The 20,975-nt window shown below is 70.1% G+C and carries 18 protein-coding genes and 1 tRNA gene; 7 read left to right on the top strand and 12 right to left on the bottom strand.

The features are described from left to right. On the bottom strand, positions 1 to 1,408 hold a 1,408-nt coding region (locus ACRDPS_RS19250; protein WP_431503268.1), incomplete at its 3' end, for a putative PEP-binding protein. Positions 1,409 to 1,529: 121 nt separating this feature from the next. On the opposite strand from ACRDPS_RS19250, the gene ACRDPS_RS19245 reads away from it, so the two are divergent. From ACRDPS_RS19245 to ACRDPS_RS19225, 5 genes are all read left to right on the top strand, one after another. Then, on the top strand, positions 1,530 to 2,297 hold the full coding sequence (locus ACRDPS_RS19245) for a DeoR/GlpR family DNA-binding transcription regulator (protein WP_431503267.1): 768 nt from the start codon (positions 1,530 to 1,532) through the stop codon (positions 2,295 to 2,297). After that, positions 2,294 to 3,247 carry a 1-phosphofructokinase family hexose kinase gene (locus ACRDPS_RS19240; RefSeq protein ID WP_431503266.1) on the top strand — a complete coding sequence of 318 codons (954 nt, stop codon included), beginning with the start codon at positions 2,294 to 2,296 and terminating at the stop codon, positions 3,245 to 3,247. Before ACRDPS_RS19245 ends, ACRDPS_RS19240 begins: the two co-directional genes overlap by 4 nt. Beyond that, entirely contained in the window at positions 3,244 to 5,307 is a 2,064-nt protein-coding gene (locus tag ACRDPS_RS19235) for a PTS fructose transporter subunit IIABC (RefSeq protein ID WP_431503269.1), read from the top strand. The genes ACRDPS_RS19240 and ACRDPS_RS19235 overlap by 4 nt, the downstream gene beginning before the upstream one ends. 52 nt (positions 5,308 to 5,359) lie before the next feature. After that, positions 5,360 to 5,617 carry an HPr family phosphocarrier protein gene (locus tag ACRDPS_RS19230; protein ID WP_431503265.1) on the top strand — a complete coding sequence of 86 codons (258 nt, stop codon included), beginning with the start codon at positions 5,360 to 5,362 and terminating at the stop codon, positions 5,615 to 5,617. Between the two features lie 111 nt (positions 5,618 to 5,728). Next, entirely contained in the window at positions 5,729 to 6,676 is a 948-nt protein-coding gene (locus ACRDPS_RS19225; RefSeq protein WP_431503264.1) for an endonuclease/exonuclease/phosphatase family protein, read from the top strand. Positions 6,677 to 6,778: 102 nt separating this feature from the next. On the opposite strand, the gene ACRDPS_RS19220 is transcribed toward ACRDPS_RS19225, so the two are convergent. From ACRDPS_RS19220 to ACRDPS_RS19190, 7 genes are all read right to left on the bottom strand, one after another. Further along, positions 6,779 to 7,606 (bottom strand): sugar phosphate isomerase/epimerase family protein, encoded by an 828-nt coding sequence (locus ACRDPS_RS19220; protein ID WP_431503263.1) that lies wholly within the window; start codon positions 7,604 to 7,606, stop codon positions 6,779 to 6,781. After that, on the bottom strand, positions 7,603 to 9,336 hold the full coding sequence (locus ACRDPS_RS19215) for an FAD-dependent oxidoreductase (RefSeq protein WP_431503262.1): 1,734 nt from the start codon (positions 9,334 to 9,336) through the stop codon (positions 7,603 to 7,605). Before ACRDPS_RS19215 ends, ACRDPS_RS19220 begins: the two co-directional genes overlap by 4 nt. Beyond that, complete coding sequence (locus ACRDPS_RS19210; protein WP_431503261.1) at positions 9,333 to 10,433, bottom strand: Gfo/Idh/MocA family protein; 1,101 nt, start codon at positions 10,431 to 10,433, stop codon at positions 9,333 to 9,335. Before ACRDPS_RS19210 ends, ACRDPS_RS19215 begins: the two co-directional genes overlap by 4 nt. Beyond that, positions 10,430 to 11,230 carry an aldo/keto reductase gene (locus ACRDPS_RS19205; RefSeq protein ID WP_431503260.1) on the bottom strand — a complete coding sequence of 267 codons (801 nt, stop codon included), beginning with the start codon at positions 11,228 to 11,230 and terminating at the stop codon, positions 10,430 to 10,432. The genes ACRDPS_RS19210 and ACRDPS_RS19205 overlap by 4 nt, the downstream gene beginning before the upstream one ends. Beyond that, complete coding sequence (locus ACRDPS_RS19200) at positions 11,227 to 13,203, bottom strand: FAD-dependent oxidoreductase (RefSeq protein ID WP_431503259.1); 1,977 nt, start codon at positions 13,201 to 13,203, stop codon at positions 11,227 to 11,229. Before ACRDPS_RS19200 ends, ACRDPS_RS19205 begins: the two co-directional genes overlap by 4 nt. A 67-nt stretch (positions 13,204 to 13,270) precedes the next feature. Beyond that, positions 13,271 to 14,131 carry a shikimate dehydrogenase gene (locus ACRDPS_RS19195; RefSeq protein ID WP_431503258.1) on the bottom strand — a complete coding sequence of 287 codons (861 nt, stop codon included), beginning with the start codon at positions 14,129 to 14,131 and terminating at the stop codon, positions 13,271 to 13,273. A gap of 52 nt (positions 14,132 to 14,183) precedes the next feature. Continuing rightward, positions 14,184 to 15,554 carry an MFS transporter gene (locus ACRDPS_RS19190; protein WP_431503257.1) on the bottom strand — a complete coding sequence of 457 codons (1,371 nt, stop codon included), beginning with the start codon at positions 15,552 to 15,554 and terminating at the stop codon, positions 14,184 to 14,186. Between the two features lie 232 nt (positions 15,555 to 15,786). Here ACRDPS_RS19190 and ACRDPS_RS19185 point away from each other — a divergent pair, with 232 nt between their 5' ends. After that, positions 15,787 to 16,479, top strand: a complete 693-nt coding sequence (locus ACRDPS_RS19185) for an SDR family NAD(P)-dependent oxidoreductase (RefSeq protein WP_431503256.1) — start codon at positions 15,787 to 15,789, stop codon at positions 16,477 to 16,479. A gap of 85 nt (positions 16,480 to 16,564) precedes the next feature. On the opposite strand, the gene ACRDPS_RS19180 is transcribed toward ACRDPS_RS19185, so the two are convergent. The 3 genes from ACRDPS_RS19180 to ACRDPS_RS19170 are packed head-to-tail and all read right to left on the bottom strand — an operon-like array spanning position 16,565 to position 19,544. After that, the gene (locus ACRDPS_RS19180; RefSeq protein WP_431503255.1) at positions 16,565 to 18,178 is read right to left on the bottom strand and encodes an FAD-dependent oxidoreductase; all 1,614 of its coding nucleotides are present in this window, start codon (positions 18,176 to 18,178) and stop codon (positions 16,565 to 16,567) included. After that, the gene (locus ACRDPS_RS19175) at positions 18,175 to 19,209 is read right to left on the bottom strand and encodes a zinc-dependent alcohol dehydrogenase (RefSeq protein WP_431503254.1); all 1,035 of its coding nucleotides are present in this window, start codon (positions 19,207 to 19,209) and stop codon (positions 18,175 to 18,177) included. The genes ACRDPS_RS19180 and ACRDPS_RS19175 overlap by 4 nt, the downstream gene beginning before the upstream one ends. Before the next feature lie 20 nt (positions 19,210 to 19,229). Continuing rightward, positions 19,230 to 19,544 carry a YciI family protein gene (locus ACRDPS_RS19170; protein ID WP_431503253.1) on the bottom strand — a complete coding sequence of 105 codons (315 nt, stop codon included), beginning with the start codon at positions 19,542 to 19,544 and terminating at the stop codon, positions 19,230 to 19,232. A 198-nt stretch (positions 19,545 to 19,742) separates the two neighbouring features. On the opposite strand from ACRDPS_RS19170, the gene ACRDPS_RS19165 reads away from it, so the two are divergent. Further along, positions 19,743 to 20,690 carry a LysR family transcriptional regulator gene (locus ACRDPS_RS19165; RefSeq protein WP_431503252.1) on the top strand — a complete coding sequence of 316 codons (948 nt, stop codon included), beginning with the start codon at positions 19,743 to 19,745 and terminating at the stop codon, positions 20,688 to 20,690. A gap of 94 nt (positions 20,691 to 20,784) precedes the next feature. On the opposite strand, the gene ACRDPS_RS19160 is transcribed toward ACRDPS_RS19165, so the two are convergent. Continuing rightward, positions 20,785 to 20,858, bottom strand: a tRNA-Pro gene (locus tag ACRDPS_RS19160). Positions 20,859 to 20,975 lie beyond the last annotated feature (117 nt).

Below are 20,975 nucleotides of genomic sequence, written 5' to 3'. Positions count from 1 at the left end.
GCACCGCGGACTGCCAGGGATCGGTGAGGTGGGCGAGGTCGGTGGCCAGCCGGTCGGCCGCCATGGCGTACTGGGTCAGGTCGTTGGTGCCGATCGAGAGGAAGTCGACGACCTCCAGCATCCGGTGGGCCATCAGCGCTGCTGCCGGCACCTCGACCATGACGCCCGGCTTGAGGCCGCGGACGCGGACCAGGGCGGCGAAGTCGGCGGCCTCCTGGACGGTGGCGACCATCGGCGCCATCACCCAGGTGTCCGCGCCGGTGCGCTCGGCGGCGATCGCGATGGCGTCGAGCTGACGCTCGAGCAGGCCGGGGTTGTCGGCGGCGAGCCGCAGGCCGCGTACGCCCAGGGCCGGGTTCTCCTCGCCCTCGTGGGTCGCGAAGGCGATCGGCTTGTCAGAGCCCGCGTCCAGGGTGCGTACGACGACGTGGCCGCGGCCCGCGAAGGGCGCGAGCACCTCGGCGTAGACGTCGGTCTGCTCGGCCACGGTGGGCTCCTCGCGGCGGTCGAGGAAGCAGAGCTCGGTGCGGAAGAGGCCCACGCCCTCGACCTGGCCGGCGGCCGCGTCGCGTGCCGAGGAGCCGTCGGCGACGTTGGCGAGCAGTGCCACGGGGTGGCCGTCGGCGGTGCGGCCGGGGCCGGTCCAGGCGGCGATCGCCTGGCGCCGAGCGAGGTCTGCCCCGGCGCGGGCGGCGGCGTCCGGGCCCGGCTCCAGGTCGACGGTGCCGGCCTGGCCGTCGACGAGCACAGTGGTGCCCGCGGCGATGCCGGTCGCGCCGGCCACGCCGACCAGGCACGGGATGCCGAGCTGGCGGGCGATGATCGCGGTGTGGCTGGTGGGGCCGCCCCGCTCGGTGACCAGCGCGACCACGCGGGCCGGGTCGAGGGCGGCGGTGTCGGAGGGCGCCAGGTCTGCGGCGACCAGCACGCATCGTCCCTCGGGCACGTCCACGCCCGGCTCCGGCTCGCCGGCAAGCTGGGCAAGGACTCGGCGCTCGATGTCGCGCAGGTCGGTGACCCGCTCGGCCATCAGGCCACCCATCCCGCTGAACAGCGTGGCGAACTGCTCCACCGCCGCCGCGACCGAGGCGACCAGTCCCTCCCCGGCGCGCAGGTGCTTCTCCACGGCGACCCGAAGTCCCTTGTCCCGGGCCAGGCCGGCGCTCGCGCTCAGGACGGAGGCGGCTGCTCCCGAGGCTTTCTCGGCCCGGCGGGCGTACCCGTCGGCGACGGCGGTGGCGGCTGCTTCGTACGCCGCGAGGCCGTCCTCGGGCTGGTCGAAACCACGCCGTTCGAAGGCCTCGATCGCGGCGGGATCGACCTCGGTGCGCACCACGTGGACGGGCGCCAGCACGATCCCCGGGACCACCGGAGTGCCGGAGAGGACAGATGAGTGAGACGTGACCATGGCCACAAATATCTGCCCTAACCCCTTGACGAGTCAACACATTCGGGCATAAAACAACATATGTGGGCATTCACAACCCCGAAACCCACCCGAAACCACATCGATCACGAAGGAGGCCGCGATGTACGCCGAGGAGCGACAGATCGCGACGGCCCGTCTCGTCGCCGAGCGCGGGCGGATATCCGTGGCCGACATCGCCGAGCGCTTCGAGGTCACCACCGAGACCGTGAGGCGGGACCTCTCGACGCTGGAGCGACGAGGCCTGGTCCGCCGCGTCCACGGTGGCGCGGTGCCCGTGGAGACCATGGCCGTGCTCGAGTCCGCGCTGGGCGAGCGGGAGCAGGCCTACACCGCGCAGAAGGACCGCATCGCCCGGGCCGCGCTCGCGCTCCTCCCCACCGCCGGCGGCACCATCGCGATCGACGCCGGTACGACGACCAGCAGGTTCGCCCACGCCCTGCCGCGCGACCACCAGCTCACCGTGGTGACCCACGCGGTCCCCGTCGCCGCCGTGCTGGCCGGCAGCGCGCAGATCGAGCTCCACCTGCTGCCCGGTCGCGTCCGGCCGGCCACCCAGGCGGCGGTCGGAGCCGAGACGGTCGACGCGCTGAGCAGGCTTCGGGTCGACGTCGGCTTCGTGGCGACCAACGGGCTGACGCTGGCCCACGGCCTCTCCACCCCCGACCACGAGGAGGCCGCGACCAAGCGCGCGCTGGTCAAAGCCGTCCGCCGGGTCGTGTGCCTCACCGACTCCAGCAAGATCGGCGTCGAGACCACGCTCCGCTTCGCCGCACTGGGCAACGTCGACGTGCTGGTCACCGACAGCGACATCGACGACGACGTCGCCGCCGAGCTCCGCGAGAGCGGCCTGGAGGTGCTGATCGCATGATCGTCACCCTGACCGCCAACCCGAGCATCGACCACACCGTGATGCTCACCAGCCCGCTGCGACGCGGCGAGGTGCTGCGCGCCCACACCACCACCTCGCAGCCCGGCGGCAAGGGCGTGAACATCTCCGGAGCCGCGTACGCCGCGGGCGTTCCCACCCGCGCCGTGCTCCCCTGCCCCGAGCTGGACCCGATGGTCACCGAGCTGCGGGCCTCGGGGCTCGACGTGGTCACCGTCGGACCTGCCGGCCGGCCGCGGATCAACACGACCGTGACCGAGCCCGACGGCACCACCACCAAGCTGAACGGACCGGGCGCCACCGCGACCCCCGCGTTGCTCGAGGCCCTGGCGGCGCGGCTGGTCAAGGAGGCCGAGCAGGCCCGCTGGGTCGTCCTCGCCGGATCGCTCCCGCCCGAGGCGCCGTCCGGTTGGTACGCCGAGGTCGTGAGCGCGCTCAGGTCCACCGGCACCCGCATCGCCGTCGACACCAGCGAGGCACCCCTCGAGGCGCTCGCCGCCGCGCTCCCCGCCGGCGCACCCGACCTGCTCAAGCCCAACGCAGAGGAGCTGGCCTCCATCACCGGATCCGACTCCCTCGACGACCCGGCCGCCGCAGCAGCGGCAGCCCGGACCCTGGTCGGCCGCGGGGTCACCGCCGTGCTCGCGACCCTCGGCGGAAACGGCGCCGTCCTCGTCTCCGCGGAAGGTACGTGGCACGCCACCCCGCCGCCCACCGAGGTCGTCAGCACGGTCGGCGCCGGGGACAGCGCGCTGTTCGGCTATCTCCTCGCCGACCTGCGCGGACTCTCCGCCCCCGAACGTCTCGGGCTCGCCGTCGCGTACGGCAGTGCAGCCGCCGGCCTCCCCGGCACCACCCTCCCCACCCCACCCCAGGTCCATGCCGACCTCGTGTCCGTACGCGACCTCGACCCCATCACCGGAGGACTCTGATGTCCGCAATCATCGCCCCCGAGCTCGTCGCCCTCGACGCCGACCTCGGCCCCGACAAGCACGACGTGATCCGTGCCCTGGCCCAGCGCGTGGCCGACTCCGGCCGGGCCACCGACCTCGACGCGCTCGTCGCCGACGCGCTGGCCCGCGAGGAGGTCTCCGCCACCGGCCTCCCCGGCGGCCTGGCGATCCCGCACTGCCGTACGTCCGGGGTCGATGAGCCCGTGGTGGCCTTCGCCCGGCTCTCTCCACCGGTCGACTTCGGCGGCAAGGACGGCCCCGCCGACCTCGCCTTCCTGATCGGGGCGCCCGCGGGCGGCGACGCCACCCATCTGACCATCCTGACCAAGCTGGCCCGTGCCCTGGCCCGCCCTGAGTTCGGCCAGACCCTGCGCGAGACCGACTCGGCCGAGCAGGCTGCCCAGACCATCCTCGAAGCGGTCGGCGACGTGCCGGCCTCAGCCCAGAGCAAGACGCCGGAGCCTGCCCCGGCCCCGGCTGCGGCGGAGAAGCGCTCCCTGGTCGCGGTGACCGCCTGCCCGACCGGCATCGCCCACACCTACATGGCGGCCGAGGCCCTCGAGTCCGCGGCCGCGCGCGCCGGCGTGGAGATCGCGGTCGAGACCCAGGGATCGGCCGGGGCGACACCGCTGCCCGCCGAGACGATCGCCAACGCCGATGCGGCGATCTTCGCCGTCGACGTCGGCGTACGCGACCGAGGTCGGTTCGCCGGGAAGCCGTTGGTCTCCTCCGGCGTGAAGCGTCCGATCGACGACGCCGACGCGATGATCAGTGAGGCGCTCGCCGCCGCTTCGGACCCGAACGCGGCCCGGGTCGAGTCCTCCGGACCGAGCGAACGGTCCGACTCCGCCGCCACAGCCTCCGAGAGCTGGGGCGCACGGACCCGCCGCATCCTGATGACCGGTGTGTCCTACATGATCCCGTTCGTCGCCGCCGGCGGCCTGCTGATCGCGCTGAGCTTCCTGCTCGGCGGCTACGACATCACCGACGTCTACGGCGCGGTCATGGTCGACAACACGCTCACCAACCTCCCCGACGTACAGGCTCTCGGTCTCGAGCATGCCCTCTTCGACAGCGGCCTCGCCGTCTACCTGGGCGCGCTGTTCTTCGTCATCGGCAAGACCGCGTTCATGCTGTTCATCCCGGCGTTGGCGGGCTATATCGCGTACGCCATCGCCGACCGCCCCGGCATCGCTCCCGGCTTCATCATGGGCGCCCTCGCCACCAACCTGTTCGGCGTCGTCAACGCCGACGATGTCGCCGCGCCCGCGACCGGCTTCCTCGGCGCGATCGCCGGCGGCGTGCTCGCCGGTGTGATCGCCCACTGGGTCAGCGGCTGGCGGGTGCCGAGCTGGGCGCGCGGCCTGATGCCGGTCCTGGTGATCCCGCTGGTGACCTCGATCCTGGCCGGTCTGGTGATGATCGTCGTCCTCGGCAAGCCGATCAACTGGCTGATGGAGCGGCTCACCGACGGTCTGGGTGCCCTCGACGGCTCCAGCGCGGTCGCACTCGGCGCGGTGCTCGGCCTGATGATGGCCTTCGACATGGGCGGGCCGCTCAACAAGGTCGCCTACAGCTTCGCCGCGACCGGCGTCGGCGCCGCCTCGCTCGCCGCCAACGCGCCCGAGCTGCGGATCATGGCCGCGGTCATGCTCGCCGGCATGGTCCCGCCGATCGCGCTGGCGCTGGCCACCGTCGTACGTCCCCAGCTCTTCACCCCCGCGGAGCACGAGAACGGCAAGGCCGGCTGGCTGCTCGGCGCCTCGTTCATCACCGAAGGAGCCATCCCCTTCGCCGCGGGCGACCCGATGCGCGTCATCCCGGCGATCATGGTCGGCAGCGCCGTGACCGGCGGGCTCTCCCAGCTCTTCGAGGTCGGCGTACGCGCACCCCACGGCGGCATCTTCGTCCTCTTCGCCGTCACCAACGTGCTCGGCTACCTGATCGCGCTGGCCGCCGGCGTGATCGTCGGCGCCGGCACCGTGATCGCCCTCAAGTCCATCGGCCGCGCTCCGGTCCCGGCCGGCGCGACCGGCTGACCCTCCGTACGTCCCGAACCGTACGTCCCGAACCATCCATCGAAGGAGCACCATGCCCACCAAGACCGTCACCGTCGGCTCCGCCGTCGGCCTGCACGCCCGCCCCGCCGCGATCATCTCCGAGAAGGTCGACGAGCTCGGCGCCGAGATCACCCTCACCGTCCCCGGTGGCGAGCCGGTCGACGCGGCCTCGTCCCTGCTGATCATGACCCTCGGCGCCGCCAACGGTGACAAGGTCGAGGTCACCGGCGCCGACCAGGCCGCGGTCGACACCATCGCCACGCTCGTCGCGCAGGATCTCGACGCCTGAGCGACCGAGGCCGTTTGATGTCTGGGGCGTTGGGCGGTCGTCGTACCGATCTTCGGCTAGTTGTCACCCCGCGTTCCGGCGCGGTTGCCCGCCTCGGCCGAGCGTGGATGCATGACATCACGAATAGGCACCTGGAACCTCGAGAACCTCTTCCGCCCCGGCCAGGATGGGCCGTCCTCCCGCGACGAGTACGACCAGAAGCTGACCACCCTCGCGGCCACCATCAACGACCTCTCCCCCGACGTACTCTGCGTCCAGGAGGTCGGCGACCCCGACGCCCTCGACGACCTCGTCAAGCAGCTCGACGGCACCTGGCACACAGCGCTGGCCGATCCCGACGGCCGAGGCATCCGGGCGGGAGTCATCGCCCAGTCCGAGCTCAGTGACGTCGACCAGATAGCCGCCTTCCCCGACACCCTCCAGCCGGTTCAGGTCCAGGACGACGGAACCACGATCGACGAGATGGGCCGCCCCGCGCTCCGCGCCCAGGTCGAGCTCGGCGGCACGACGGTCACCGTGATCTCCACCCACCTGAAGTCGAAGCTCCTCTCCTTCCCCGGCGGCAGGTTCAACCCCAAGGACGAGGGAGAGCGTGCCCGGTACGGGTTCTACGCCCTCACGCGACGTGCCGGCGAAGCCGCGGCGCTGCGTGCCGGAGCGGACATCTCCCTCGCCGGAGACGGCGCCGGTCACGCCGTCGTCGTAGCCGGCGATCTCAACGACGGCCCCCTCGCCGCCACCACCCAGATCCTCCTCGGGCCCGGTGGCTCCGAGATCGGCACCAGGGGCTACGAGAAGCCCGACAAGGGAGACGCGACCAGGCTCTGGAACATCGCGCCGCTCATCCCGGAGAAGGAGCGCTACTCCCGTATCTACCAGGGCCGCCCGGAGCTGATCGACCACATCCTGGTCTCCAAGGCTCTCGTCGACAAGGTCACCTCCGCCTCCGCCGGCTCCAAAGCACTCGGCAAGACCCCTTCGATCACCGACGACCCGAAACCGCGCAAGGACAAGCCCGGCTCGGACCACCGTCCGGTGATCGCCGACTTCGACCTCTGAGGCATCCGCCTCGCTCGCGAGACTCGGCCGGTGACGGGATCCTCCCTCAGGCGACTTTCCTGGTGTCACCGAAAACCGGTCAGGTCCTTCGCCCTCAGGGACCTACCTCCTCGGGAGTCGGGCTGCACGGTCGAGTACGTCCCGGGAGCTCGAGGCCAGGTGCGCGAGCCAGGCCTCGGTGCCCATGGCCATCCGCTCGGGCTCGTTCGGTAGCTCCACGCTGATCGGAGTGCCCGCTGGCAGGCTCGCCCAGATCTCTGCCAGGTCGATGCCGCCCTCGCCGGGGACGAGTCGGTGCTCGCGGGCGTCATGGATGAGCTCCCGGTCGCTCTCCGGCGCCGGCACGGTGCCATCGCACAACTGTGCGTAGTGGATCCACTCCGCGGGGATGGTTCGCAGGTCGTCCACGGTGGTGGTGGAGCGCGCGGCGTGGAGAGCGTCGACGAGCACCGAGCGGGCCGGCCCGTCTGCTCGGCCGACGATCTCCACGGCAGTCCTGGCGTCGGGGACCGCCGTCCAGGGCATGAACTCCAGGCTTGCCGCGAGGCCGTAGGGCTCGCAGGCCGCCGCGAGGGCGGCGTAGCTGTCCGTGAGGCGCACGAGGTCACGGTCGTCGGCACCGACAAGGAGTGCCCGGGCGCCGAGCTCGGCCGATGTCTCGAGGAGCCGGTGGTGCCGGTCGAGGTCGAAGTCGGCGTCGATCCGGATGATCTCCACGTCGAAGACCGTGACCGGCGAGTCGGCCAGGCGGGCCTTGACGTCACGCAGGTGAGCGGTTTCCTGGTGCAGCGGATAGGCAGCCGTGCCCGGGGCGGCAGGCAGGAGGCGGAACCCGACGGTGTCGTAGCCACATCGTTCGGCGAGGCCGATCTGCTCCAGCGGCGGGGTGTCAAGGACGGTGAGGGCGGCGAGCCCGAGCGGGATGCTCATCGGTGGGTCTCCTTGGTCGATGCAGTCCTTGGGTCAGGTGCGGCCAGGTGACGGCCGGTGAGGTAGCCGAAGGTCATGGCCGGGCCGATGTTGATCCCGCCGGAGGGGTAGTGGCCACCGAGCACGTTGCTCTGATCGACGCCGACGGCATACAACCCGCCGATCGGCCGATCGGCGTGGTCTAGCACCCGGGAGTCGGTGCCGGTGACCAGGCCGGCGAAGGTGCCGAAGCTGCCGGGAAACACCTTGACCGCATAGAACGGCCCGATCTCCAACGGCGCCAGGCTCGGGTTCGGCCACGGGTTGTCCGGATCGCCGGATCCCTGGTTGAACCGGGTCCGGCCCCGCCCGAACTCGGGGTCGGTCCCCTGGCGGGCGTTCTCGTTGAACGCCTCGACGGTGTCCTCGAGACCGGCAGGGTCGATCCCGCACTTCAGTGCCAGGTCGCGCAGACTGTCGCCCTTCTTCAGATATCCCGACCGCAGATAAGGGAAGGTCGGCACCGGGAACGGTTTCGCCATGCCGAGCGGGAAGAACCTCATATAGGTCGCGTCCGCGATGAGCCAGGAGCACACCTCCTCGCCCTCGGGCGTCGCGGCGAGCATCGCGACGGTGTAGTCGTGATAGCCGTTGGCCTCGTTGACGAAGCGTCGACCGCTCGCCAGCACCCCGATCACGCCGGGCTTGCCGCGGTCGAGGATGTGCGGGAACACGCCGGTCCGCCCGTTGGGGTAAGGCACCAGCGAGACCGGGCAGTACGCGGCCACCGAGGCTCCCGAACGGTCCAGCCGGCCACCGGCGGACTCGGCCAGGCGCAGCCCGTCGCCGGTCGACGTGCCTGAAGGCGGCAGCGTCCAGTGCTCACCACCGGTCGGGGTGCGCGGGAAGAGGCGCCGACGGAGGTCCTGGTCGTGGCTGAAGCCGCCTGTGGCCAGGACGACCCCTTGGGCCGCCATGACGGTGTAGGTGTCCTCCGGACCTTGGAGACGTACGCCGCTGACCCGTCCGGACTCATCGCAGACCAGCTCGCTCGCGGCCGTGCGCACCCTGATCTCCACCCCGGCGTCCAGGGCGGAGCGCAGCAGCCGCGCGATCAGCGCGGTGCCGTTCACCAGGGACTGGCCGCGCCGGTGGACCAGCAGGTCCCACAGGTGTCGGGTGACCCGGACCGCGCAGTGCAGGAACGCCCGCGGGGAGCGGGTGGCGTGCAAGAACGCCTGCAGGTCCGCGCCAGCCATGATGCCCATCCCCAGGAACGAGGTCTCGTACATCTGCCGGCGCAACAGTCGGCCCACCTCGGGGCCGAGCTTCGTCAGCCGCACCGGCTTCGGCGCCACCTGCCGGTTTCCCTCGGCGGCACCGGGCGTGTCCCCGTGGATGTCGGCGATGCCCGCGCCAGGCACGAACTGGAGCGCGGTGCTCTCCTCGAAGAAGTCGACCATCTCCGGGGCTGCGCGCAGGTAGGCGTCGATCCGAGCCTCGTCGTACTGCTCCCCGAGGCGGTGCTTGAGGTAGGTCTTGGGTGCGTCGATGCTCTCGTGGACACCGGCAGCACGGGCGAACCGGTGCCGCGGCGTCCACATCCAGCCTCCCGACCATGCGGTCGCGCCGCCGCAGGTCTCGGCCTTCTCCACCACCAGCACGCGGGCACCGTGGTGCGCCGCGGTGACGGCCGTGGCCAGCCCACCCGCGCCGGAGCCGACCACGACCAGGTCATATCTCTCGCTCATGCGGTTGCTCCTATCGGAGCGGTGGTCAGGTCGACGACGGTGCCCGTCCGGGCAGACTCATAGACGCCAGTGGTGATCGCGAGCGAGGCGCGGGCGTCGCGTCCGGTGACCGCCGGGTCGCGGTCCTCGATAATCGCGTCGGCGAAGTCCTGCACCTGGAGGGTGTGGAAGTCCGCGAGCGCGGTGTTCACCTCGCCGATCAGCGGGCGAGACGGCGCACTCGCCTCGTACGGCATGGTGAAGCCGGTCTCTCCCGGGACGGTCCAGATGTCGTTGGCTCCCTCGTGACCCTCGGGAAACTCCAGGATGCTGGCGACCGCGCCGGTCTCCCCGACGACGGTGACCCTGTTGCCGAGGTTGTGGTTGGTGCCGGTGGTCGCGGTGATGGTCGCGGTTGCACCGGACTCGAACGCCACGACGGCCGATGCGGTGTCCTCGGTCTCGATGTGGTCCCCGTGGATGTGGGTTCGGATGAAGCCGCTGACCTGGGTCGGCCGGCCGAGGAACCACTGCAGCATGTCGATCTGATGGATCGCCTGGGTCATCAAGACGCCACCGCCGTCGGTCTCCCAGCTGCCCCGCCAGGCGTCGGCGGCGTAGTAGTCGGTCGGCCGATGGAGCAGGACCGTGACCTCACCGAGGACTGGCCGGCCGAGACGACCGTCGTCGATCGCGGCGCGGATGCGCTGCGCGGCCGGCCAGAAGCGGCGTTGGAAGAGCACCCCGAACCGGACCCCTGCCCGCTCCGTGGCAGCGATCATCCGGTCGGCCGCGGCCAGGTCCACCGCGACCGGCTTCTCGCACAGCACGTGCAGTCCGGCTGCGGCGGCCTCGAGCACGACCTGCTCGTGGACGGGGTGCGGCGTACAGACGGTCAGGGCGTCCAGGCCCTGGGCGATGAGGGCTTCGGCGGTCTCGACCGCGACCGGCAGCCCATGCTCACGGGCGAAGTCGGCGGCGCGCCCGGGCTGGGGGTCGGCGCAGCCGACCACCTCGACCCCTGGCACGGCGCGGAATGCGTTGGCGTGATTGCCGGCGATCCGGCCGCAACCGACGATCCCCACCCGCAGGCGGGGGCTGGTGGTGCTTCGGGTCATGAGATTGCCTCCTCGGTCTCGACGTCACGGGCAGCCTCTTCGCCGCGGTCGAGCCGGTCGAGACGGCCGACATCCTCGGCGGTGAGGCGGAGCTCCAGGGCGGCCAGGTTCTCGGCCAGCCGCTCGGGACGCGACGAGCGCACGACCGGGGTGAGGCCGTGGGCCCGGTGCCAGGCCAGGACGACCTGCGCGGTGGTGGCGCCGTGCTGCTCGGCGATCTCGCCCACGGCCGGCGCGCTGAGTGCGTCGCCGCGGCCGAGCGGGCTCCAGGACTGGGTGTGGACGCCCAGCGCATCCGCGGCACGGCGCACGCCGGTGCGTGCCAGGGTCGGATCGAGCTGGATCTGGTTGACGTACGGAGCCTCGCCTGTGGCCTCGACCAGCCGGTCGAGATGGTGACCGAGGAAGTTCGAGACGCCGACCTGGCCGAGCAGTCCGGCCTCGCGGCACTCCAACAACCCCTGGTAAGCCACGACGTAGCGGTCGAAGCGCGGGAGCGGCCAGTGGATGAGGTAGAGATCGATCCGCTCCACCCCGAGCCGGCGCAGGCTCTCCTCCACCGCCTCCCGGATCTTCCCGGAGAGATGGTCGCGGCCACGCAGCTTGGAGGTGATCAGGAGCTGGTCCCGCAGACCGCTCTCCCGTACGCCGCGACCGACCGCCTCCTCGTTCTCGTAGACCGCAGCGGTGTCGATCAGGCGGTAGCCCGCCTCGATACCGTTCCGAACGATCGAGGTCGCGTCGTCTCCGGTGAGCGGCCAGGTGCCCAGGCCCATCGGTGCCTTATCCGTGCTCATACGGTCACCGCCTCTGCGTGGAGCTCTACGGCCTTGGTGATCTCAAGGACTGCGTCGGCCCCGGTGACCAGCCCGGCCTGGACCGACCCGCCGTTGCCGCTCGCGTCGCCGACGGCGTACACACCCAGGCGCGGAGCGAGGGCTCGCAACTCGGGCAGGAGCGCGTCGCGCGGCTCGATGCCGTGGGAGATCAAGAGCTCACCCGGCGCGTCCACCCACCGTTCCCCGTCCTCGGTGCGGATCAGGAGGCGGTCCGCCTCGACCCGAACGACGGTGGCGGAGAGGTGCGCGGTGAGGTTCTCCGCCTCGGCGAGACGAGGCAGCAGGACGATCTTGGCGCGACGTCCGACGTCCTGGGCGATCTCTTGCTGCGGCGCCACCATCACCACGTGAGCGCCCGCGAGCAGCAGGTCGTCGGCGACCGCGGCCGCCTCCCGGTCAGCACCGTAGATCGTCACCTGCTCGGGTGTGTCGCCCTTCTCGAGAAGGAAGTCACGTACGTCGCGCACCGTCCGGGTCTCTGCCCCGGCCATCGCTGGCGCGAATCCGGCACCGCCGGTGGCGAGCACGATCGCGTCCGGCACGTCGGTCGCGAAGAGCTCTGGCGTGACCCGCACCCCGGTCCGGATGGGCACCTCGAGGTCGGCCAGCTCGGCGAGCTGCCAGTCCAGCAGGCGGCCGTACTCGGGATACTCGTGTAGCCCGGAGGCCAGGGCGAAGTCCCCGCCCGGCGTCTCACGCTCGTCATAGATCTCCACGGAGTGACCGAGCAGCGCCAGCTCGCGGGCGGCACCCAACCCGGACGGGCCCGCACCGACGACGGCGACCCGGGCCGACCGCTGGGCCGATCTTTGGGCCGAGCCTTGGGCGGCTTTCCTGGGCTGCTCGGCCTCTCGTGCGACCCACGGGTTCACCGTGCACGGCACCGCACCGGGCGCGAGACTGTCGATGCAGTAGTTGCAGGCGATGCAGGGGCGATAGCGGCCGCCGTCGATCGCGAGGGTCGGAAGGTCGGGGTCGGCGTGCAGAGCGCGGGCAAGGCTGACGAAGTCGGCCCTGCCGGAGCCGATGATGTCGGCCGCGGTCTCGGGGGTGTTGATCCGCCCGGCGACCCCGATCGGGAAGTCGTACTCCTCGCGGTAGGGCGCAGCGTAGTCGGCGAGGATCCCACGCTCCCACTCCCCCGACTGGACGATCCACTGGCCCGCCTCGTAGTTGCCCGCGGACACGTCGAGGAAGTCCAGGCGGTCGGTGTCGACAGCACGCATCCGCTCGAGGGTCAGCTCCGGGGTCAGACCGCCGGGTATGCCCTCGAACGCAGAAATCCGCAGACCGAGCGCGATGCCCGGCGCGTGCCGGTGAACCGCGTCGATCACCCGGTTGACGAACAGCGTGGGATCCGCCCACTCGTCCTGGCGCAGGTTGTAGGCCGGGGACAGGAACTGGTGGATCAGGTAGCCGTGGCCGCTGTGCAGGCTGATCACATCGACCCCCGCCTGCTGACAGCGCGCCGCCGCCTCGCCGTAGCACTCGATCAGGTGCTCGATGTCGTCGCTGTCCAGCTCCTCGGGCATCTCGCCGCCGGCGAGGTCGCACCGGATCGGCGAGGGGGCCACCGGTGTGTAGCCGCTGACCGCACCCTGAGCGGTTCGCCCGCCGTGGTTGAGCTCGACGCCGAGCAGCGCGCCGTGAGCGTGCACCGCCTCGGCGAGGGCGGTGATCCCTGGGATCCGTTCGTCGACGTCGGCCCCCATCTGCCGGATGCGCCCCTTGCCGTCTGCCCGGACGTAGGTCGCCTCGCTGAACACGAGTGCGGTGCCGCCCTCTGCCCGCCGGGCGAGGTAGTCGATGTAGCGCTGCGTCATGGTGCCGTCAGGCTCGCAGTAGTTGCGTTCCATGGGCGCCGAGACGAACCGGTTGCGGAGTGTCAGCGCTCCCAGCGCGAGCGGCTCGGCGTACGGCGGGACAGTCACAGGTATCTCCTTGTTTCGATCAGGTGCTTGTGCGATGGGGTGAGGTGGTCAGGCCGGTCAGGGCCGGTCAGGAGACCATCTGCCGGTCGGCGAGAAGTGACTCCAGGTGGGCCCGCATCCGGTCTCGGTCAGGTGTGGTCCCGGTGAGGATCCTGAAGGTGTCTGCGGCCTGGTCCACGAGCATGTGCAGGCCCGAGAGGGTGCGGCAGCCCAGACGCTCCGCGGCGGCCAGGAGTGCGGTGGGGGCTGGTCGGTAGACGATGTCGGCCACCCAGAGCCCCGGGTGCAGGGCCGAGACCTCGATCGGCGTACCGGGATGGCCCTCCATCCCCACCGGCGAGGCGTTGACCAGGCCGTCGCAGTCGGCGAGCTGCTCGACCGCGCCCACCGGTTCCACCGTGCAGCCGGGGTGCGCACGTGAGATGCGCGCCGCGACCTCCTCGGCCCGGACAGGATCGGGATCGGCCAGAACCAGGCGACGTACGCCCGACTCTGCCAGCGCGTGGGCGACCGCGGTGCCCGCTCCGCCGGCGCCGGTCTGGGCCACCGTGCCCAGAGCGGCGCCGCGCAGCACCCTGCGGAACGCGCTCAGAAAGCCGCTGTGGTCGGTGTTGTGGCCGATCAGCCCGCCCTCCGTGACCTGCACGGTGTTCACCGCACCGAGAAGCCGCGCGGCCTGGCTCAGCTCATCGAGGGCAGGCAGGACAGCCTGTTTGCAGGGATAGGTGATGTTGAACCCCGTGTAGCCGAGACCGACGGCCTCCCTCAGGACGTCCGGCGTCTCCTCGGGCGAGCGCCCGGTCGGCTCCAGATCGACCAGCGCATAGCGGTAGTCGTCGAGCCCGAGCGCGACGGCCTCCTGGGTGTGGAGCGCCGGCGAGAGCGAGGTGGAGATGCCCGATCCGATCAGGCCTATGTGGTGGCGCATGAGCTGGATCCTTCGTGTCCGATGCGGGGAAGCGACGGTCGTCGGCTGTTCGTCATGGCGTCTTCTGGAGGCCGGCCAGAGGTGCCCGATCACGGTTGTGGCGCCGGTCTTTCAGACCGAGCTCGGCGGTCGGGATGCGGTATGTCTCCGGCCCGGTGGCGAAGGCGGCAGCCGAGAGAACAGCGAAGCCGAGGCACATCCAGGCGACCGGCAGCCAGTTCGCCGTGTCGCCGGCGGTCATCGCCTGGGCGATGGCCGGGGTGAACCCGGAAGCAAGGAGTCCGAGCATCAGACCGATAGCCATCCCGCTGTAGCGGACCTTGGCCGGGAACTGCTCGGGGAAGGAGGCCATGTAGCTGCCGTTGGGCGCGGCGTAGAAGACACCGAGGAGAATCACGCCGCTGATGAAGACCAGCGCTACGTTGCCGGTGCCGATCGCGTTGAAGTAGACGAACATCATCGCGCCCGCGCCGAGCACTCCACCGATGAAGACCGGCTTGCGGCCGATCTTGTCGGCCAGCCATCCGTAGAACGGCTGGGTGAACACCGCGACCAGGTTCGCCAGGGCGATCGCAAACAGCATCGTGGTCCGCTCGATGCCGTTGTGCTCGACCGCGTAAGCGAGTGCGAAGACGTTCACGATCGTGTTGATCATCGTGAAGGTGGAGCTGAACATGATGCGTACGACGGCACCGCCGTGGCCGCGGAAGAGCTCGACGAGCGGAACCTCGGCCACCTCGTCGTGAACCTTGGCCTCCTGGAAGACGGCCGGCTCCTCGAGCTGACGACGGATCCAGAAGGCAGTGAACGTGAGAGCGATGCTGACCCAGAACGGGATTCGCCAGCCCCAGCTGAAGAGGGCCTCATCGGGAAGCATCGAGACCGGGATGAAGACGAGGCTGGAGAGAACGATCCCGAACATGATCCCGCTCATCGTGAAGCTGGCGAAGAAGGACCGGCGGTGGTCCGGGGCGTGCTCCATCGACAACGACGCCGAGCCGGGCGACTCGCCTCCCGCGGACAGGCCCTGCAGCAGCCGCAGGGCGACGAGCAGCAGCGGCGCGGCGACGCCGACCTGGTCGTAGGTGGGCAGACAGCCGATGATGAAGGTGGAGACACCCATCAGCAGCAGGCAGGACATCAGGGTCTTGCGGCGCCCCAACCGGTCACCGAGGTGCCCCCACAGAACCGCGCCGAGCGGGCGGGCGACGTACGCGACGCCCAGCGTGCTGATCGAGAGGAGCGTCGCGGAGGCACCGCCGCCGGGGAAAAAGACGGAGCCGAAGACCAGAGCGGCGGCCGAGCCGTAGATGAAGAAGTCGTAGTACTCCAGGGTGCTTCCGAGGAAGCCGGAGATGGCGGCACGCCGGGCGTTCAGGGTGCTGCCGCGGGCCGAAGTTGCGGCCGAGTCGATTGTGCTCATAGTGGGTGTCCTTCCGCCCGGGCTGGCCATGCGGCCATGGGCTGGATACGGGATCGATGTCTCCGAACGCGTTCACCACGAGTGTGAGGGCCATCACTTGAGCCTGTCCAACACTGAATCGCACTTTGACTTTGTGCGTTTTCGGCTTAATTTTCCCATTCATTCACCTGTACGGTCGACCGCGTACATAATCCCCAATCGTTTATGTGGCACCGCCACATACTCTGAGATCGTGAGGCACCTGATGGCCCTTCCTCGTCACGCGCTCGTCACCGGCGGAGCAAGCGGCATCGGCGCCGCCACATCCGCCCGGCTCCGTGCGGCCGGCGTATCGGTTGTGACCGCCGACCTGACCGGCGCCGACGAACGCGTCGACGTCGCCGATCCCGAGTCCGTCGCAGCTCTGGCGACGCGGATCGGCGACGTCGACATCCTGGTCAACAGCGCAGGCGTGGTCGGTCCGTCCGCGCCGCTCCTCGACCTCGAACCCGCTGCCTGGCGACAGACGTTCGCGGTCAACACCGAAGGGACCTTCTTGATGTGTCGGGCCTTCGGGCCCGGGATGGTCAAGCGCGGATGGGGCCGCATCGTCAACTTGGCCAGCATCGCAGCCAAGGACGGGAATCCGACACAGAGCGCGTACTCGGCGTCGAAAGCCGCCGTAATCGCGCTCACGAAGTCCCTGGGCAAGGAGCTCGCCACCACCGGCGTCCTGGTCAACTCGGTAGCACCCGCTGCCGTCGAGACCCCGATGAACGCGGCGACAGACCCAGAGATTCTGGCCCGATCCCAGTCGTTGACGCCGATGGGTCGGTTCGGGCGGCCGGACGAGATCGCCGAGCTGGTGGCGTGGCTGTGCTCGGACGCGGTCAGCTTCTCCACCGGGGCCGTCTATGACGCCTCAGGCGGTCGGGCCTCCTACTGACGGGCGGTTATAGGCCACGTGGGCACGGCCCGACGGGACCCAGGCGGACAGACCCGGCGACCGCCGGGCTGCCCGCCTCGGAGGCTCAGAGCGTGTCCGCCAGGTGGCACCCAGCCGCATAGCCCCGGGTGATCGCCGGGCCGAGCGTGGAGCCACCACCGGGGTACGCGCCGCGGAAGACGGTGGCCGAGACGTTTCCGGCGGCGTAGAGCCCCTCGAACACGGATCCGTCGAAGCGGAGCACCCGAGCGTGCTTGTCGGTCACCAGCCCGCCCGAGGTGCCGAGCGTTCCGCAGTGCAGGGCGACGGCGTAGAACGGCGCCTCGATCAGCGGACGCAGACAGGGGTTCGGGGTGACCGCTTCATCGCCCAGGAACCGGTCCTCTGCCGAGGAGCCACGGCCGAAGGCGTTGTCCTCACCTGCCGCGGCGTCGGCGTTGAAGCGCGCGATCTCGTCGGTCAGTACGCCGGCGTCGAGGCCGATCTGGTCAGCAAGTGCCGCGATGCTGGGCGCCGCGACCATCCATTCGCGAGACACCCCCGGCCCAGACCCGGCCACCGGGTAGGAGTCGAGGTATCGGGTATCGAAGATCAGCCAGGCCGGCAGCCCCTTGGCTACGAGGCGATGCTCGTCGATGGCACCCATGACCTGGGAGACGTCATGGTAGTTCAGCGCCTCGTTGACGAATCGTCGCCCATCGGCGCCGACCGTCACGGATCCGGGCAACGTCATCTCGACGTTGCCCATCCGCCCAGACCTCCGGCTGTCGTAGGTCTGCTCCGTCGGGGTGATCACCGGAACCCCCCAGAATGAGGTCATCTCCCCCACGGCAGCGCCGAGCTTCAGCCCGAGGCGGAGGCCGTCACCTTCGTTGGAGGGTGCGGAGATCGGCGTGATCGGGTGCGGGAGGAAGGCGCGTTGCAGCTCGGGGCTCCACTCGAAGCCGCCGGATGCGAGGACGACTGAACGTGCCTCGATGCGCATTCGGTTCTGTCCGATGCCCAGCCGCCAGCCACCTGCTTCATCGACGTCGAGCCCTGTGACCGGCGCCTCGGTGGTTACCTGGACACCGCGCTCGAGCGCCGACACCAGGAGACTCCCGACCAGCGCGCCACCCATGGTTCGGACCACCGCCTTCTCCCGCTCCTCGAGCAGCGCGGCATCGGGCGCCGCGCCGTTCAGCTCGTCACGCTCGGCCATCGTCAGCAGCGGGAAGTAGCTGGAGGGTCGCAACACCTCACTCAGGCCGGGGACGGCTCCCACATCGAAGGCGTCGTTGTCCAGGCTTCGACCGCCCTGCGTCGCCCCCGGCCACCGGAGCCGGTAGTCGGGCCGGTTCAGCGGCGTGAGCGAGACTCGGGTCTGCTCGGTGAGATAGTCGACAGCTGCCGAAGCGGTGTCTACGTACCACTCGACCCAACCGCGATCGAGCCGGCCTTCGGTCGCGGCTGCGAGGTACGCGATCGCATCCTCACGCGAGTCGGCGAAGCCCGCGTCCGCGCCGAGCCGGTTCGCGGGCGCCCAGAGGACGCCGCCGCCGACCGCGGTGGTGCCGCCGAGCCGCTCGGCCTTCTCCAGCACGACCACGCTCGCGCCTGCGTCTGCCGCACGGACGGCTGCGGTCAGACCCGCAGCCCCGGAGCCGATCACGGCGACGTCGACCCGGGCGGGCAGCGCGCTCACGGGAGTGACGATCACACCTGCACCTTGGCGGGCATGTCGATGAGGACCTTCCCGACCCGCTGATCGGTCGCACGCATGGTGGCGAACGCCTGGTCCAGCTCGTTCACGGCGAACCTGTGGGTGAGGAGACTCCGCACTGTGTCCTGGTGCCGCGCGATCAGCTTCAGCGCCTCCGGGATGAGCCCCTGGCTGTTGCGGCTCCCCAGCAGCTCGACCTCCTTGAACGGGATCACCTTGAGCGGGAACCCGGTGGGACGGGTGGAGATCCCGACCTGCACCACGCGACCGCCCGGCGCGACCACGTCGAGGGCGTTGGCGAGCGACGCCGGTACGCCGGTGGCCTCGATGACGAGGTCGGGCCCGTCGGACGAGTCGTCGCGGAGCACTTCAGCAAGCTGAGCCGTGGGGAACCTGGAGGCCGCGTCGACGAGCAGCGTGTGCGAGGCGCCGAATTCCCGTACCAGGTCGAGGCGGTCGGGAACCGTGTCAGCCGCGATGACGGTCGCGCCGAGGTCGTGCAGCGCCAACGTGGCCAACGCGCCGATCGGTCCGCATCCCAGCACCAGCGCCGTCTCCCCCGGAGCGGCGCGCCCGCGGGTGACAGACTCGAGGGAGATCGCGGTCGGTTCTGCGACGGCGCCGAGCTCGGTCGGAAGTCCATCGGGGATGCGGTGCAGCCGGTCGGCGCTCACGCTGAGGTACTCCACGAAGCCCCCGTCGCAGTAGCACCCGAACACCATCAGGTTGGGGCAGACGTGACCCCGCCCCTTGCGACACGTCGCGCATTCACCGCAGGCGATGAGCGGGTCGACAGCCACCCGGTCACCGACCGCGACGCCGGCAACATCATCGGCTACCTCGACGACCGTCCCTGAGAGCTCGTGGCCCTGGATGAGCGGCAGCTCCGAGGTGTAGTCGTCCTCGAAGATGTGCAGGTCCGTCCCGCACAGGGTGACGTGCTCTATCTGCACCACCGCCTCGTCCGTAGCCACCTTCGGCCTCGGCACCTCGGCGTACTCCAGCGTGCACGCGGAGACGGTTCTCACTGCCAGCATGATGCCCCCGCTCAGCTCAGGTCCGCGGTCGCCGGCGCGAGCCGGTCGGCGCCGAACTTCGGGTCCCACGACCGCACGGTGCGCTCGACGTAGCCACGCCCTGCGAACGGATCCTGCGCCATGATCTTCTCGACCTCGGCCAGAGACTCACCTCGCACGATCAGCAGCGCGCCCGGCTCCGGTCCGCTCGCGTCGGTAGGTCCGGAGACGACCAGGCGGCCGGTCTCGTACAACCCCGTCAGGAACTCGAGGTGGCTCGGCCGGTGGTCGTCGCGACCTGTGGCGGAACCGGCGGCGTAGCGATAGGTGACGGCGAAGAGAGACATGGGCTGCTCCTTGAATCTAGGGTTCATGCGTCGCTGAGGGCGGTGCCTCGATCTGCGTGGGGTCTCACCGGAATCGTGGTGGCGAAGGCAACATCAAGACAAGATTTAACAGCAACATATTCAAGATAAGTCCGGGACTATAGAGCGATTCGTGCATAATGGGACCCTGGGACGACGGAGAAAATTGGAGGCACGACAGTGGAGGTGCGCTGGCTCGAGGCGTTCGTAGCCGTGGCGGAGGAGCTTCACTTCGGCCGCGCAGCAGCACGACTGCACATGGCGCAGTCACCGCTGAGCCAGGTGATCCAACGCCTCGAGCGCGAGGTCGGAGCGCCACTCTTCGTGCGCAGCACCCGCTCGGTCGCACTGACCGCCTCAGGCGAGGCGCTCCTCCCCTTCGCGTACCGGACTCTGCACACCCTGAGGAGCGCGCTCGACGCCGCCCGAAGCGCGCAGGGCGTGCCCACCGGCCGTTGCAGGCTCGGCTTCTCCGGCGTACACAACCACCAGACCTTGCCGCGACTCGCCCAGGCCCTTCGCCGCGACTTCCCCACCATCGACCTCCAGCTTGTCGGCGGGGTTCGCACCTTCGACGGGATCCGCCTCGTACGAAATGGGGAGCTGGACGCCGCCTTCATCGGTCTCGTCAGCGAGATTCCAGCGCCGCTGCGCACCCGGGAGATATCGCGGCAGCACGTCGGTGTCGTCGTGCCGGCCGATCATGCCCTTGCCGACAATGGCCCAGTGTCGGTGTCCGACCTGCGCGGCGAGCCGTTCGTCATGGGCCCGGTCGACGGAAACTCGTCCATGACCGTCATCGCTCGCCAGATCTGCCAGTCTGCGGGCTTCACTCCCGAAGTGGCTCAGACCGTCAGCGACCCGTTCCTCATTCTTTCGATGGTCGCCGCGGGCACCGGCATCACATTGATGACCTCCGAGGTCATCCCTGTCCTCCCCGAGGCGGCCGTCTGGGTCGAGCTCGACGGTGAGCCCGTGATCTTCCGGCACGGCGTGATCTGGTCCGACGAGAACGAGTCGGTGTCACTCCAGGCCTTCCTGAGCGTGCTCGACGACGTGTATCCGGCGAGCGATGACGACGCGACCGACGAGGATGCACGGCACGAGAGGATCTCTGACCCTGCCTAGAACTCCCGGGAACTTCGCGGTCCGCGGGCGAGGGGCCAGCCACCGGATACGACGAAGCCCAGGTGAGAAACTGGTTCTCACCTGGGCTTACACGTCGGGCTGACAGGATTTGAACCTGCGGCCCCTTGACCCCCAGTCAAGTGCGCTACCAAGCTGCGCCACAGCCCGAAACTCCGGCAAATCTCTCTGCCCGAAGCGCTGCGAACATTACCGTATGGCGCCGCGGGCTCCCCAATCGGGCTCGGTGTCTGCGTGGCGATTGCTCGATGGCGTGCCCGGGTTCCA

Source organism: Nocardioides sp. (genome assembly GCF_050699375.1).
Lineage (GTDB): Bacteria > Actinomycetota > Actinomycetes > Propionibacteriales > Nocardioidaceae > Nocardioides.
This window is presented reverse-complemented; position numbering and strand designations above follow the sequence as displayed.